Annotated in this window: 18 protein-coding genes; all 18 read right to left on the reverse strand. The window is 53.7% G+C overall.

The window, feature by feature from the left end:
* Positions 1 to 82: 82 nt before the first annotated feature.
* The 18 genes from K6K13_RS19505 to sseB all read right to left on the reverse strand — a co-directional run bounded on the left by K6K13_RS19505 (position 83) and on the right by sseB (position 13,096).
* Positions 83 to 1,060 (reverse strand): YscQ/HrcQ family type III secretion apparatus protein, encoded by a 978-nt coding sequence (locus K6K13_RS19505; RefSeq protein WP_222158460.1) that lies wholly within the window; start codon positions 1,058 to 1,060, stop codon positions 83 to 85.
* Positions 1,008 to 1,451: a hypothetical protein gene (locus K6K13_RS19510; RefSeq protein ID WP_222158461.1), complete on the reverse strand. Its 444-nt coding sequence runs from the start codon at positions 1,449 to 1,451 to the stop codon at positions 1,008 to 1,010. Before K6K13_RS19510 ends, K6K13_RS19505 begins: the two co-directional genes overlap by 53 nt.
* A complete protein-coding gene (locus K6K13_RS19515; protein WP_222158462.1) occupies positions 1,420 to 1,851 on the reverse strand; it encodes a hypothetical protein in 432 nt (143 codons plus the stop codon). The genes K6K13_RS19510 and K6K13_RS19515 overlap by 32 nt, the downstream gene beginning before the upstream one ends.
* Positions 1,800 to 3,125, reverse strand: coding sequence for a FliI/YscN family ATPase (locus K6K13_RS19520; RefSeq protein WP_222158463.1), 1,326 nt, complete (start codon positions 3,123 to 3,125; stop codon positions 1,800 to 1,802). Before K6K13_RS19520 ends, K6K13_RS19515 begins: the two co-directional genes overlap by 52 nt.
* Positions 3,112 to 5,172: an EscV/YscV/HrcV family type III secretion system export apparatus protein gene (locus tag K6K13_RS19525; protein ID WP_222158464.1), complete on the reverse strand. Its 2,061-nt coding sequence runs from the start codon at positions 5,170 to 5,172 to the stop codon at positions 3,112 to 3,114. The genes K6K13_RS19520 and K6K13_RS19525 overlap by 14 nt, the downstream gene beginning before the upstream one ends.
* Positions 5,157 to 5,525, reverse strand: a complete 369-nt coding sequence (locus tag K6K13_RS19530; RefSeq protein ID WP_222158465.1) for a type III secretion system protein SsaM — start codon at positions 5,523 to 5,525, stop codon at positions 5,157 to 5,159. Before K6K13_RS19530 ends, K6K13_RS19525 begins: the two co-directional genes overlap by 16 nt.
* A 56-nt stretch (positions 5,526 to 5,581) precedes the next feature.
* Positions 5,582 to 6,598 carry a SepL/TyeA/HrpJ family type III secretion system gatekeeper gene (locus K6K13_RS19535; protein WP_222158466.1) on the reverse strand — a complete coding sequence of 339 codons (1,017 nt, stop codon included), beginning with the start codon at positions 6,596 to 6,598 and terminating at the stop codon, positions 5,582 to 5,584.
* Positions 6,582 to 7,280 (reverse strand): HrpE/YscL family type III secretion apparatus protein, encoded by a 699-nt coding sequence (locus tag K6K13_RS19540; RefSeq protein ID WP_222158467.1) that lies wholly within the window; start codon positions 7,278 to 7,280, stop codon positions 6,582 to 6,584. Before K6K13_RS19540 ends, K6K13_RS19535 begins: the two co-directional genes overlap by 17 nt.
* The gene (locus K6K13_RS19545; protein WP_222161235.1) at positions 7,256 to 7,870 is read right to left on the reverse strand and encodes a type III secretion system domain-containing protein; all 615 of its coding nucleotides are present in this window, start codon (positions 7,868 to 7,870) and stop codon (positions 7,256 to 7,258) included. The genes K6K13_RS19540 and K6K13_RS19545 overlap by 25 nt, the downstream gene beginning before the upstream one ends.
* Positions 7,825 to 8,577: an EscJ/YscJ/HrcJ family type III secretion inner membrane ring protein SsaJ gene (gene ssaJ / locus K6K13_RS19550; RefSeq protein WP_222158468.1), complete on the reverse strand. Its 753-nt coding sequence runs from the start codon at positions 8,575 to 8,577 to the stop codon at positions 7,825 to 7,827. The genes K6K13_RS19545 and ssaJ overlap by 46 nt, the downstream gene beginning before the upstream one ends.
* Entirely contained in the window at positions 8,574 to 8,843 is a 270-nt protein-coding gene (gene sctI, locus K6K13_RS19555) for a type III secretion system inner rod subunit SctI (protein WP_222158469.1), read from the reverse strand. Before sctI ends, ssaJ begins: the two co-directional genes overlap by 4 nt.
* Before the next feature lie 40 nt (positions 8,844 to 8,883).
* On the reverse strand, positions 8,884 to 9,135 hold the full coding sequence (locus tag K6K13_RS19560; protein WP_252120349.1) for an EscG/YscG/SsaH family type III secretion system needle protein co-chaperone: 252 nt from the start codon (positions 9,133 to 9,135) through the stop codon (positions 8,884 to 8,886).
* On the reverse strand, positions 9,132 to 9,347 hold the full coding sequence (gene sctF, locus K6K13_RS19565; RefSeq protein WP_222158470.1) for a type III secretion system needle filament subunit SctF: 216 nt from the start codon (positions 9,345 to 9,347) through the stop codon (positions 9,132 to 9,134). The genes K6K13_RS19560 and sctF overlap by 4 nt, the downstream gene beginning before the upstream one ends.
* A gap of 114 nt (positions 9,348 to 9,461) precedes the next feature.
* Complete coding sequence (gene sseE / locus K6K13_RS19570; RefSeq protein ID WP_252120350.1) at positions 9,462 to 9,896, reverse strand: type III secretion system effector protein SseE; 435 nt, start codon at positions 9,894 to 9,896, stop codon at positions 9,462 to 9,464.
* Positions 9,896 to 10,555: a type III secretion system translocon protein SseD gene (gene sseD / locus K6K13_RS19575; RefSeq protein ID WP_222158471.1), complete on the reverse strand. Its 660-nt coding sequence runs from the start codon at positions 10,553 to 10,555 to the stop codon at positions 9,896 to 9,898. Before sseD ends, sseE begins: the two co-directional genes overlap by 1 nt.
* Positions 10,556 to 10,564: 9 nt before the next feature.
* A complete protein-coding gene (gene sctE / locus K6K13_RS19580; protein ID WP_222158472.1) occupies positions 10,565 to 12,040 on the reverse strand; it encodes a type III secretion system translocon subunit SseC family protein in 1,476 nt (491 codons plus the stop codon).
* A complete protein-coding gene (gene sscA / locus K6K13_RS19585) occupies positions 12,033 to 12,497 on the reverse strand; it encodes a CesD/SycD/LcrH family type III secretion system chaperone SscA (protein ID WP_222158473.1) in 465 nt (154 codons plus the stop codon). Before sscA ends, sctE begins: the two co-directional genes overlap by 8 nt.
* Positions 12,494 to 13,096 carry a type III secretion system translocon protein SseB gene (gene sseB, locus K6K13_RS19590; protein WP_222158474.1) on the reverse strand — a complete coding sequence of 201 codons (603 nt, stop codon included), beginning with the start codon at positions 13,094 to 13,096 and terminating at the stop codon, positions 12,494 to 12,496. Before sseB ends, sscA begins: the two co-directional genes overlap by 4 nt.
* Positions 13,097 to 13,111: the final 15 nt, after the last annotated feature.

Here is a 13,111-nt window from a genome sequence, read left to right on the forward strand (position 1 = left end):
CTATAGGGTTGACGTCCCCTTATACCTCGGCTAAACCAGCCCCACCTACCGGGCATTCACCCCATCTTTCCCCTACCACCGTTCAATCTTGTGCTGTCAGATACCATTGCCGGATTTGCACCAAAAAGCGGTCGCCGCAACCAATCAGCGCGCCTTTACCAATGGCTCGGCCATTCAACTTCAACGTTGCTTCAGGAGAGAACTCGGCGTTCACCGCCACCGTATCACCCACCTGTAGCGTTCGCAGCGATCCCAGTGTCAGCGTGACCTGCCCGACCTCAACCAACAATTTTTGCGGCAGCGCCGCAAGATCCACTGACAGGGACTCGGCGCAAGGGAGTTCATCCGGTATTTCACTCGCGCTATTTTCAAGCTCAGCGCCTAACGCTCTACAGTGCATCGTGTTATCTCCGTTTATCTGGACATACGCCGCCTGCCTCAACAATGGCGACAAGGCGAAATGCCCCGCACGTAAATCACCATACGGGTGTATTACGATCCCATCCCCCCGCGTCAGACTCCCTAAAACAGACAGCGGGAGCTCACACTCTCCGGCATACAGCGCACACCGCAACGGAGGCAATGGACCAGTGGGGACACGATCGGGCACAATCAACGCATGCAGATGTTTAAACCCAGCGTCAGTATTGCCAAACAGCACGGCCTTAAAAACAACCTGTTCCACCTGCCAGGTAAAAACGACGCCCCATTGCTCGGACAGCGCGCTACAAGGGCACGGTGCTGCATTCTCCCGCACCATGCTAGCCTGGCACTGTGCCAGCAACGGCGATAGCGCCCACTCAGCAATATCCTCAAGCAATACCCCATCCACCGTTGCCACCTCAGCGGTGCCCAGCATCTGCTCACACAGTGCCCGCCACCCAGCGTCCTCCAACCAAACGTGGCTCACCGATGTCCCTTCCTCGAAGGAAAGTGTTATAACTACCCCGGATTGAGCACGTGTCCACGTTTGTAAACCGATATGCAATTCGCCTGCGGTTACGCCCTCAGGAGGAAGATGCTGCGCCAGGTTCCACGTATCCTGAGTCGTCCTTAACATGTTCAACCTCCAGAACAACAGCATGGCCTGCCTCGCGCAAACGCGCGCAGAGCCAGGATGAAATAAGGCTCAACGTGTCGAACAGCTCGCGCTGAGACACCTGGATACAAAGGTGAAGTTCACCGTCCCTCTCGCTGACCTCACACAGCATCACTTCACCATTGCAACTCACCATGCGATAACGCTGTCGGCGATGCGCGTAAGGTGTAAGTGGAGAAGAGGTGCAATGCGTTGCCTTTTGGGCTATCAGTTGCATAAATTTCTGAGCGTCCATCGCGGTTTCAGCGTCGGTCGCTTCCGGCTCCGGCAGCGTGTGCCACAGACTCCCTTCAACGCGTGGCCCACTCATGAATAGCGGCTCATCGTCTACCGCCTGCATCGTTGAGCACACTGTGCAGTTTTTCCTGCTTTTTCATGACAACATTCAACGCGTGCCTTACCGCGTCTTGCTGCGCCAATACGGCGTGCTGCTCATCAGACAGCGCCATCTGGTTAGCCATCAATTGCTGATCCTTATCGCGCAATGTCATCAGTGTCTGCTTATGTGCCAGCAGTTCATCGCTGATGCGCGTGCCGGACCAAGCCAGCCAGGCGTTTCGTTTTTCTACCAGCAATGTGCGCTGGGTCGAACAGGTGCACATATCCTGTTCCAGTTGCTGGAGCTGAGAGCGTTGCTGTACCAACTGTCGGCGCAAGGTGATTTCCCGACGTTGCTTGATGGCCAATAAGGCCCGCAGCATCACGGTGCTACCAGCGCACTGAGCCGTTGCAATAACAGGTCGCTGTGACATGGTTCATTCTCCTGCTGTTGTAAAAATGCATTGATTGCCGCATACTTTTCTACCGCCAGATCGGCGAGCGGATCCTCACCTTGCTGATACTCCCCCACTCGCACCAGCAACTCTACATCGCGATAAACACTGAGCAAACGGCGTACTTCATTGGCAAGCGTCAGGTGCATCTGGCTGGTGACGTTAGGCATGATGCGGCTTACGCTGGCGAGCACATCAATCGCTGGGAAATGCGCTGCCTCAGCCAACTGGCGCGACAGCACAATGTGCCCATCGAGCAGCGAGCGCACCTCGTCCGCCAGCGGCTCATTCATATCGTCTCCCTCCACCAGCACGGTGTAGAACGCAGTAATGCTGCCACAGCGCCCTTTACCGGTCCGCTCCAACAAACGCGGCAGCGCGGCAAATACACTGGGGGGATAGCTGCCAGCAACCGCACGCTCGCCCGCCTCGATGGCGATCTCCCGCGCGGCGCGAGCGTAACGCGTCAGTGAATCGGCCATTAACAGAACGCGCTGGCCCCGATCGCGAAACGACTCCGCGATGGTGGTCGCCACATACAGCGCGCGCATGCGCTCGAGCGGTGGTTTGTCTGACGTGGCGACAACAACAACGCAGCGACGTCGCGTCTGTGCATTAAGCGAATGCTCTAAAAACTCCCGCACCTCGCGGCCACGCTCTCCGATAAGTGCCAGGACAATCACCTCGCAGTCCGCACCGTCACACAGCATGGAAAGCAACGTGCTTTTCCCCACGCCCGCTGCCGCGAAAATCCCGATACGCTGCCCTTCGCCGCAGGTGAGTATGCTGTCTATCGCCCGCACACCGGTTAGCAACGGGCGATCGATAAGCCCACGAACCAGTGCCGCCGGCGGTGGCGCGTCAAAATCGCGCCACGGTCCTTGCCACGTCTCATCGCCATCCAGCATCTGCCCCAGGCCATCAACCACGCGCCCCAGCAACGCCTCTCCGACGGGAACCTGCTGCCGTCGTCTTAGCGGCCGCACCTTCTGGCCGCAATACAGACCTACGGTACTGGCGAAGGGAGATAACAACGCGTCTTCGCCGTCCACTGCAACCACTTCAGCCAAAGCGCCGTCGGGCAAAATCTGGCAAAGTTCGCCCATAAACACGCCGGGCAAGCGCACTTTCAACAACGAGGCGCTGATATGCCGCACCCGCCCCGTCATGTCGATACCATCAGGCGGTCCACCGGACAAGGCCAGTCGCTGGCTCACGGCCGCTACCAGAGAGGAAAACTCAGTCTTCATCATCGAATGCATGCTCGGGGTTCAGGTCAATACTGTGCACCACCTGGATAAGGCAATGCTCCCCGACTTCCTGCCACGACAACACCGCAATGTCGGTGTGTTGTTGCTCGATGACCTTACGCAAGAAACGACGTGTATCCACCGAGCTGACAATCACAAACTCGCCGTACACCCTTTGCGCCTCGGTAATCAACTGCAATATCTGCGCACGTTGTTCATGGCTTAATGCGGTGTAAGTGCCCATTGCAGTCTGTCGAATGGATTCGCGAATCACATTCTCCATCTCTTCCCCAATGCGCAGCACGCGTAGCGGCATCCCTTCTGCCATCAGACGATGCAAAATATGGCGGCGTAAGGCGATGCGAACATATTCCGTCAGCATTTGGACATCTTTTTCCCGCGGAGCCCACTCAATCAGCGTGCCGAAGACCAGGCGCAAATCACGGATAGAGACCCGTTCTGATACCAATCGCTGGAGCACCTCGGCAATTTTGTTGATGGGCATCTGCCGCTGAAGTTCTTTCACCAACTCGGCATAGCGTTTCTCCATGGCATCCATCAGGTAGCGCGCTTCTTGCACCCCGATAAACTCCGCCATGTGGTTCACCAACACTTTATGCAACAACGCAACAAGGCACTGGTCTCCGGTAAACACGGTTTGCCCCGCCTGTTGTGCACGCTGCCCCTCAGCGGCAGACAGCCACGTAATTCGCCCCATTCCCTGCGGCAACACGTGCGCTTCTGGCATGGCATCGTCCGCCGCCACGCGAGTGAAAACCATGCAGGAAGCCGCCACGGGGAGCGTCAGAGAGAACACCGACTCCTGATAGACAAGCACCGCCATGCTGTTCTCTGTCATTGAAGCATCGACGATGATGGAGACATCCGGCAGGGGTACACCCAGGGCGTCGAACAGGGTTTTGCGCAGCGCATCGATCTCCACTGAAAGAGACTCTGAATGCAGGCGCGGCGCAAGGCGCAAAGTCAGGGGCTGCGCGCCCGGCACCATCTGATCCTCATCAACGCTGCCCTGCGGCGCGGATACAGGCTGCGGATGTCGTGCGCGATACCACAGCAGTGCACAAGGCAATGACGTGACTACCGCCATGATAAAGAAGTAGATAAACGGGAAGCCGGGAATAACGGCAAACAGCAACATCACCACCGCCGCAAGGATCAGCGCCTGGGGCTGTTTCCCCAATTGCGTGCTCAGTTCACGCCCCAAATTTTGCCGTTTCTCACCCGGCACGCGGGTGACGATAATACCGGCACTGAGCGAAATCAGCAGCGAGGGGATCTGGCCGCACAGGCCGTCACCGATAGAGAGCACGCTGTAAGTTTGCACCGCATCCCCAAGCGACATGCCGTATTGCACCACGGCAATGGTGATGCCGCCCAGAATATTCACCAGCACAACAATAATACCGGCGATAGCATCCCCTTTCACAAACTTCATGGCGCCGTCCATCGCACCAAGAAAACGGCTTTCGTGCTGCACGTGCAGACGCAACTGCCGCGCCTGATCGGCATCGATCACCCCGGCACGCAAATCGCCATCGATACTCATCTGTTTGCCCGGCATGCCATCGAGAGAAAACCGGGCGCTCACCTCGGCTACGCGCTCCGTACCCTTAGTAATAACGATAAACTGCACGATGGTGATGATGGCGAAAATCACCAGCCCCACCGTCAAATTGCCCCCCACCATAAAGCGGCCAAATGCATCGATAATATCGCCAGCATTATGCTGCAACAGCACCAGCCGCGAGGTGCTGATGGTCAGTGACAGCCGGTAAAGCGTGGTGATCAACAACAGTGAGGGGAACACCGACAGATCCAATGGATCGTTGATGTAAATGGCAAACAGCAGCAGGATGATAGAAAAAGCCAGATTAATGGCGATCAGAATATCCACCACAAACGTAGGCAACGGCAGGGTGATCATGACAATCGCCATGAGCATCACCACGGCGAGAATAATATCTTGTCTACCGGCGCACATTTGCAACCAGCGCTGGACGTTATCTTTTCTTATCACGTCGGTTCGCATAATGTTTCCAGAAAGGTTCGCTGGCGACGGTGCAGCCATAGCCATTGTTCCGCCACGCTGTCTGCCATCGGGGCACAACTGATCACCATGCCTTGACGTAACGTGAAGACACGCTGAGGAATACCCGCAAACCAGGCGGGATGGGCGCGTTGCAGTGCAACAAGCAGTAACGCATTATCCCGCCAAGGATCCAGCAGACATTGGCTGATATGCATGCGTCCCTGACGGAAGGTGAGGAAAGTCTGAAATCCCCGATCGACCCATTGCATTTCGGCAGAGGGAGGTTGCTCCGCCAGTTCGGCCAACTGTATAAAGCGCTGGATGTTTCTTTCGATGAACAGATCTAATGTCATGATGTCTTTCCTCTCATGTCCGGTAACAGAATCCCAGAGAAGACAAGGAGGAGAAATCAAGACAACACCTGATTACCCTTCAGTTTTTGCAGCACGGCAAGAATGCTTTCACGCTGATCTTCATCACTAAAACAGGCATCCGGCATCACTCTGAATTGCACATCCAGATAACGCACGATGTGCTTGAATACCGTTGCGCTGGTCGTCAACGAGGAAATTCGCGCGATAAGCCAATCATCAAAAAGCCAGCTTTCCTGCGTAATATCAATCAGTAAGGTCAAAAGCGAATCGTCAGGTAAGGGATAACGCTGTTCCTGTGCTTTACACTCTTGTTCCAGCCCCAAAAACAGCAACAGACGGCGCAGGCGAACCAGTACAGTCGCCAATCTGGCTTGCTGAGCGCAGCCGACAGACAGCGTGAGCTCAAACGCCGCCATGCGTAACACCACGCGCAGCCGACGCTGACGATCGGACCAATCCGCGATGCGTTTAAACCATTCCGATAACGGTATGTCTTGTTCATCCATCGCGCGTTGGAATAGGCGGCCAATAGGTGCCAGCGCTGCCTTGCTGACAGTACCGAGCTCCATCAGGCCAAAGAGTGTGGTCTCATACGCATTTTCTTCGATAAGCTGAGCTAACTGCGCGTGCAGCGCCTTTTTTCGCTTTTCATCCAACGCCGTTGAGGCGAGGTGTTGAGCGAGGGTGAAAATACGCTGCAGCCCCTCCAGCGCCTCGCTATTCTCCTCTGACGACGCGGCGAGAAACGTCGGAAGACCACCGTGTTGCTCACGCAAGCGTTGTATCAGTGCAATTAACTCTTGCTGCCTGCGTAGCTGCCTTTCTGACGATGCCAGCCGCTTTTCATCGCGCATCCGGCCAGAAAGGACCAGGCTCATCTCTTCCAACGTTGAATCCAGCGATTCGCCTGTCGCTTCCTCCAACTCCAGCAACGCCATATCCATCGGCGGCAGGCTGAATTCGACAGTGCGCACCGGCAGCACCCGGTGCGATTCGTAGTGCGGTGCTAACACCGGACTGACGGGGTTATGATCCTCAGGCATTTTCATCATCAAGCCTTGCCTCCGGTTCCTGAATACCGAGCTCACTCTCGGTATCTATCCACGCCAGCACTTGCTGAAAATGCCGACTGAGCGAAAAAGAGACGCTAAGCTGTGATGATGTCAGAACAGCTTCATCCCTAGCCAACTGCGGGTCGCAGACGATGGCTAACCGCTCTCCGAAAGCATCGCGCATTCTGGCCTCTCTCTCGGGATGAATCTGCAAGGTGGCCCCCCCCATAGCAGCCAGTTGCTCCACCTGCTGCGACAAACGCGCGCACAACAAGTCATCAACGGGCTGTTGGGAAAACCAGGCGCGCAATACGTTCCCCATAGCAAGACGGATACGTGACGTGACCGCCTGCACCACACGCTGTTCTACCGATGCAGCTTCACACAGTGACACCACGTGGCGCGCCAGCCACTGCTCCTCACAGCGGGCAAGGATCTCCTGCTGACGACGAGAGAACTCGGCATAAGCCTCACGCTGTATCTGGCGCTGCGAGTGGCGCGCCTGACGTATCATTTGCTCTGCCTTACGGCTCGCCGCCTTCACAATAAGAGCAGCCTCATGATGGGCATCAAGCAGGGTGTGGGTATAAGCCAACTGCGTGTTTAGCCTGTCAGCAGGGATCACGGGGAAACCTGGGAGTTGCCCATCAAGCTCAATCAACGGGAGTCGACACAGCGGCATAGCATACGCTCCAGTAAATTCATGGTGGCCAGAGGGATCACGGGATACAACGCTTGCTTGAGCGGTGGCAGCTGTATCAAAAGCGCCTGAAGCACAGGTTCATGCTTGGCAGCACGATACAGCATGGCGATCCCCATACGATTCGCCGCATCGACCACCTGTTCCGGTGAATAAAAAGCGGGGTATTTGTTGTCACACATGCCGAACAGGTGCCAGATCAGATCGTTATCCAGCCAATGACGAAGCACGTGTCGATAATCAGGCAGCAGAAAGTAATCACCGCATGCCAGCGCCAGCAGCCCAAGCGCCAGCGCGTATTTTGAGATATTCGGTGCCAGCACAGCCAAACGGCGCTGACGTTCATCAAGCCGCCCCGGCAGACAAATCGGGCCACGCCGTGCCCGTAACACACGGTTCAGTGCGCGATCTAAAACCGGGGATTCGCCATAACGCCACCGTTCGCACCGATAAAACCCTAACGAGGCAAACCAGTCAGGGTGCGCGTAACGGGCGGGCTGCCAGACCGCACGGTGCAGCAGCAAGATCAACGCATCCGGTCTGCTGGACTCGTCCGCGGAAACACGCGCCACGCTGCCAGTATCAATAGGGCCGATGCCAGTAAAATCAGCGTTAACATCACATGTTGTCGATAACGGGATAGCCATTTCAGGAGCGCTCTCTGTTCAACGGATTGCGGCGGCGGCGCTACCCGAGCGCGATAGCCGGCAGGCTGCATCAAAATACTGATTTGATCGTACTGGACACCGGGTATAGCCTTTTCAATCAGACTCTTAATTTGTACGCGAAACGCTTCCAGGTTCACCCGCGGGGAAAATTTAAGGTACACCGCTACCGAGGTGCTATCACCAGAACGGGTGCCAACATCGTCGCTCGGGGGATGGGATGCTATCGCAACAGAGGCATGCACAACGCCATCCATTTGACTGAGCATCTCTTCAATGTGCTGTTCGGTGAGATACAGGATCTTCTGCTGCTCTTCCCGGGGAGAAACCACCAGTTGGTTAGGCGGAAACATGGTTTCTACCGTGGTGTAGCGTTTACGCGGAAAGCCATCCATGCGCAGCACTTCAACGGCATCGATAAAGCGGGATTGTTCGACGCGCAGCGTTACCCCGCCGTCCGGCGAAGGTTGCTTATCCGCATCAATGTTGTTGTTCATCAGAATCGCCAACATCTGGTTAGCATCGCTCTGAGACAAACCGTTGTAGAGCTCAACACGACAACCCGCCAGCATGAAAGCCAGTATTGCCATGCCCAGACAACGGAAGGCGTTCATGTCATATTGGCCAATTTGTTGACCGTTTGCGCCGCAGAACCGGCGACCTTTGCGCCAAGATCGACGCCGACACTCAACGTCAAGATCTTCGCCTGCTGCTGCAACATCTGTTCCGGTGATAAGGTTTCTACCGCACCGGATACCGCTCCGCCATTCAGCATCTGTTTAAAGGTCTGCGCGGCCTGACTGTCCGGTGCATCCATCGAGGACACCGGTTCAAAACTGTCATAACGGCCATCTGGCAATATCTTCTGAGAAATAGTCATGGGTGTGTCCATGGTGTACCCCGTAATCACGGTGAGGAGCTCATAATGAGAAGCACTGCTTGACCACATTAGCGTCCGGCGTATTCACGTGCTCCAAAACGCGCACCGCCTCTTCAGGCGCCTCCAGCCCCAACAGCAGAACGGCCATGCATACCGCACAATCATCTCTATCGGTCACCAGATTCGGCACCACTGGCACTATCGCGCGCACTTGACGCCACAGGCCATGATTTACTCCGGCAAAAGCGGTTTCAAGCAGCAGTTGTCGTTCAGCAGACGTCAGCACGCTCATATCTTCGAGATAATCCCACTCAGCAAATTTTTGATGGTATTGATCATCGCGCTTTCGTAGTTGATAAAAGTGGAATACTGCTGCACAGCAAACTGCGCCTTGAGCATGGCGTCTGGATTGGTTAAATCTTTGTCATTCATTTTGTCTTTGACATCTTGACCGGCCTTGCTTGCCAGACTAGACAGCGTGTTAATGAGCTGTTGAACATCCATCGTTGATCTCCATAGCGTACGGCTTTATTGCGTGGTACATCGGGTTACCGGGCAATAGGTTTGCTGACATCCACTATCGTGTTAACCGGTCAGCCCGCCTATCCGGTGTTTAACTTAACTACGGGCTTTTCCACGAAATATCCGGTCTATGTCTATTTCTAACCAACGCTCACCGTCGAGCAGGCAGGTTACCGCACCTTGTTGACACAGCCGCCGTACCAGCTTTTGACGCTGGAGCGCTAAACGGCGGGGCAATACATCGGTTATGACTAACATGCGGACATACCTCAACGCAGAAACCGAAAGTGACGCCTCTTGCAGCAGCCGCCAGAGTCGCAGTAATGACGCAGGTTGTGAGGCGCCGTCCGGTAACCGGGTTAAGCTACAGATAAGCAACGCATTATTCTGAACACGAAACACAAGGCGATAGGGATGCAGCGAGATCTGCTGCCCGAGACGCAATCCGCACCCCAACAAAAACAGGGGCTGCGGCGCTAACCCAGCCGTTTGCAACTGCCTGCAAAAAAGCGCTTCCAGTCGTTCCATCATTACTTCGCAAGGGAATGAAGCGTCTGAGCAAATATCTCAACCATCTTGCGGCCCATTTCCATCATCTGTTGCATGACGTCAACAGCCTTTTGCACGATGTCATCGAGATTTCGTATGTATGATTGCGCGTTTTTACTTTGAAAATCCGCCAATGCCCGCTCTATTTCTGCTTTACGGCTTTCTGATGCCGCGTTAAAAGAACAGAGTCCGTTGGCAATCGATCCCGACCCGTTGAATCCCATAGTAATGAGGTCGTTAGATCCAGCACTGCCGGTTCCCTGCATGAAGCCTCCTGTCAACGCCCCCGCAAATTGCATCCCGCCGCTCATAAATGTGCCTAAGGCATTATCCCTTGCCGCATTAAAACTGTGTTCAATAGCGTTTAAACTGGTAGAGAGTGCATTAACTTCAAGTCCCCATCCTAATATCTGCTTCTTTTCGTTATACATACGCATAACGTCACGCAAACGTCGGGCAAGATTCAATAACGTTCCCCACAACTGATCAAACATCGCAAAAAAATCATTCAGATCAGTAGAATTACATACATTTTCCTTTTTCCCTTCGACAAGAACCATCTTGTGCGATAACACAGAAGAAAGCGAACTTAGTGATTCATTCGCGGACAATACATCTACCGACAGACTATTTTGGCTCATAAGTTATCCTTAAGCACGGTTACAGGCAATTTTAACCAGTGCGGTACCGTAATCTTCCATTATTGATACTGCATTGCTAACAGCAGTACTACTCTGTTGTAAATAATCGCCAAGCTGTTTTTCCTGATTCTTTTTACGTTCCTGAGTCCAATTATCTTTAATATCATTGATGCGTTGCATAACGATTAACTCTTCGATCTCTTTGCGCAAATCTGCTGCTTTCGATTGCGCAATACCAGATACCATTTTCTGCCCACCGCTGAGTGCACTCCGTACCCTTGATAAGACCTGGGAAGTGACATTCTTCCTTATAATATCGCCCAGTTCTTTATTCAACGATTTAATAAAGCGGTCGGTAAACGCTTTCTCTGCCTCGACGGCACTTTTTTTAAAAATATCTTTCGCCGTATTTTCGAGTGTATTTTTCAATGTTTTTTCTAAGATGTTCTCGATCCCCTTCTCGGCGCCAGTCGAGATGAAACTGCAGCCCAGGGTCCGTGCCAAATATTGATTGACATCTTCTTCAAGTGTTAACTCGAGTTTACCCACGAATTGTTTAGCCGTATTTTCAGCAATCTGTTTGATCTGCTGCTCCACCTCACCCGTATTTTGGCTTACCGCCTCAACCAGCGCTTTGCCCGCGCCGCTGCCCATTTCCTTTTCTGCCGCAGAGATCAAACCGCGAGCCGCATAAATACCACGACCGATCTGCAAAATATCCAATCCCATCGCAACGTACTCACACGAGCTTTGTACCAAGCCTGCGGTGTGAATAATGGCTTCACAGTCCGCTTTATTCGCACCCAGTCCCAAAGCAAACTCCGCGCCACCTTTTACGATCCCCGCAGCCCCTGCCGAGCAGTAAGCGATGCCAGCAGCAAAGGCGAGTGGATCTGCCGTTGCGACGGCTTCAATCAGTTTAAATACACCTACCCCTATCTCAATGGCACTGTTTATCCAATCAAATACGGCACTACACAGCGCGGATTTACGCACCTGATCTGCCTGTTCAATCGACTTGTTGATCTGCTCCTGATATTTTTCAACCTGCTTATTACGCAGGAAAGTTTGCAGTTCTGTGGCGCGATTCAACTGTTCACAGAGTGCCGTTACATTGCTGCTGGAAACACGCATCACCTGCTGCGTCACCATCATCGATAACAGCAGTGGGTCCATGTTCATAACGTCTTGCAGCGAGGATGAGGCGGAACCGGTATACCCGGCATCCAGCAGTCGTTGCCAAGCGGCCTCTGCCTGCTGCGCGCTCATCGGCTGCGCTACGCCCCTCTGCTGGCTTTCCATTTCTACATTCTTTGCTGCCTGGTGTTGCCGATAATGCAGGCCAACAACAGAACGTGTTAGGTGCGTTGTGTGCTTGGTTGAAGAAGAGAAAAGCATCTCATCACCATCACCATCACCATCACCATCACCATCACCATAGGACAGCGGGTAATCCATCCCCGCTCTGGTTTGTACACTATCCATGAGGTTCTCCTGTTCGAGATAGTCCTTGCTCCGCTTGGCGGCGTATCGTCTGTAATGAGCGGTTTTCACCGCAAATCAGCAAGGCAGCCTTAAAGGCTTTGCGTGCCAATGCTTTCTCACCACAGGCCAGAAAACACTCCCCCGCAGCACAAGGGACCTGCGCGGCCGATACGTTAATTTTCGCTGCCCGACCATAGGCATAAAGCGCATCGGGCCAGGCGTGCGCCGCATGGCACGTCGCCCCAAGTTGATACCAGTAGTCAAAAGACCAATCGTCATAAGCGGTCAATATGCGTAACAGGTTGATCGCCGCACGATAGTCCCCCGCGCTGGATAACTGTCTGGCATAGCGAAAAAGGGTATCCAATTCCCCGCTTACGTCTTTTTTCAGCAACATGCGCACAGCGCCACCACGACGCAAAAATTGCAGCATGACCAGACTGTCGTCTTGTGTCATGAATAGGTCTTTTGGGTGATCATTTGCAGAATTTCGCCCCATTTGCTGACCAGGTTAGTCGCCTGTGAAATGGCCGCGTTAAGCATCTGTATTGCTTTTTGAATCGTCAGTTGCGCTTGAGAGGAGAGATCGCTGTCGCGGTTCGCGCTGTTATCCAATGCCGCTTTAACGGCCTGTAGGCTGCCTTTGTCCAACTTACCGTCAGCATCCGCGTGTTGTTTGATGTAGTCCTCTATCGATTTACCATCTACCTGGATACCGTGTGTCTTCATATAGTCAATAACCTCGGCCGGTACCGCTTCTTTGGTATTGCCATCACCTTTTGACGCTTGCGCAATGACCTCATCCATCTGGTTTGCCTTTTCCTGGGTATCTCTGGCTCGATTGGATGCATTTTGAATATCGTTGAATTGGGCATAGGCACGGGATAACTGTACATCCTGCAATAACAGCATTACCTCATAGGCATAGGCGAAGATATTATCGGCTGACCCATAATAATGCGCCGTTTCCTGTGATGTATTTCCAACACGCTTTTCTTTGTCTTCAACTACAGTAGAATTAATGCCTGACAATGAAGAAACGGGTGAGTTCTCCATTTTAAACCTCCTGAA

The sequence above is a fragment of the Symbiopectobacterium purcellii genome (assembly GCF_019797845.1).
Lineage (GTDB): Bacteria > Pseudomonadota > Gammaproteobacteria > Enterobacterales > Enterobacteriaceae > Symbiopectobacterium > Symbiopectobacterium purcellii.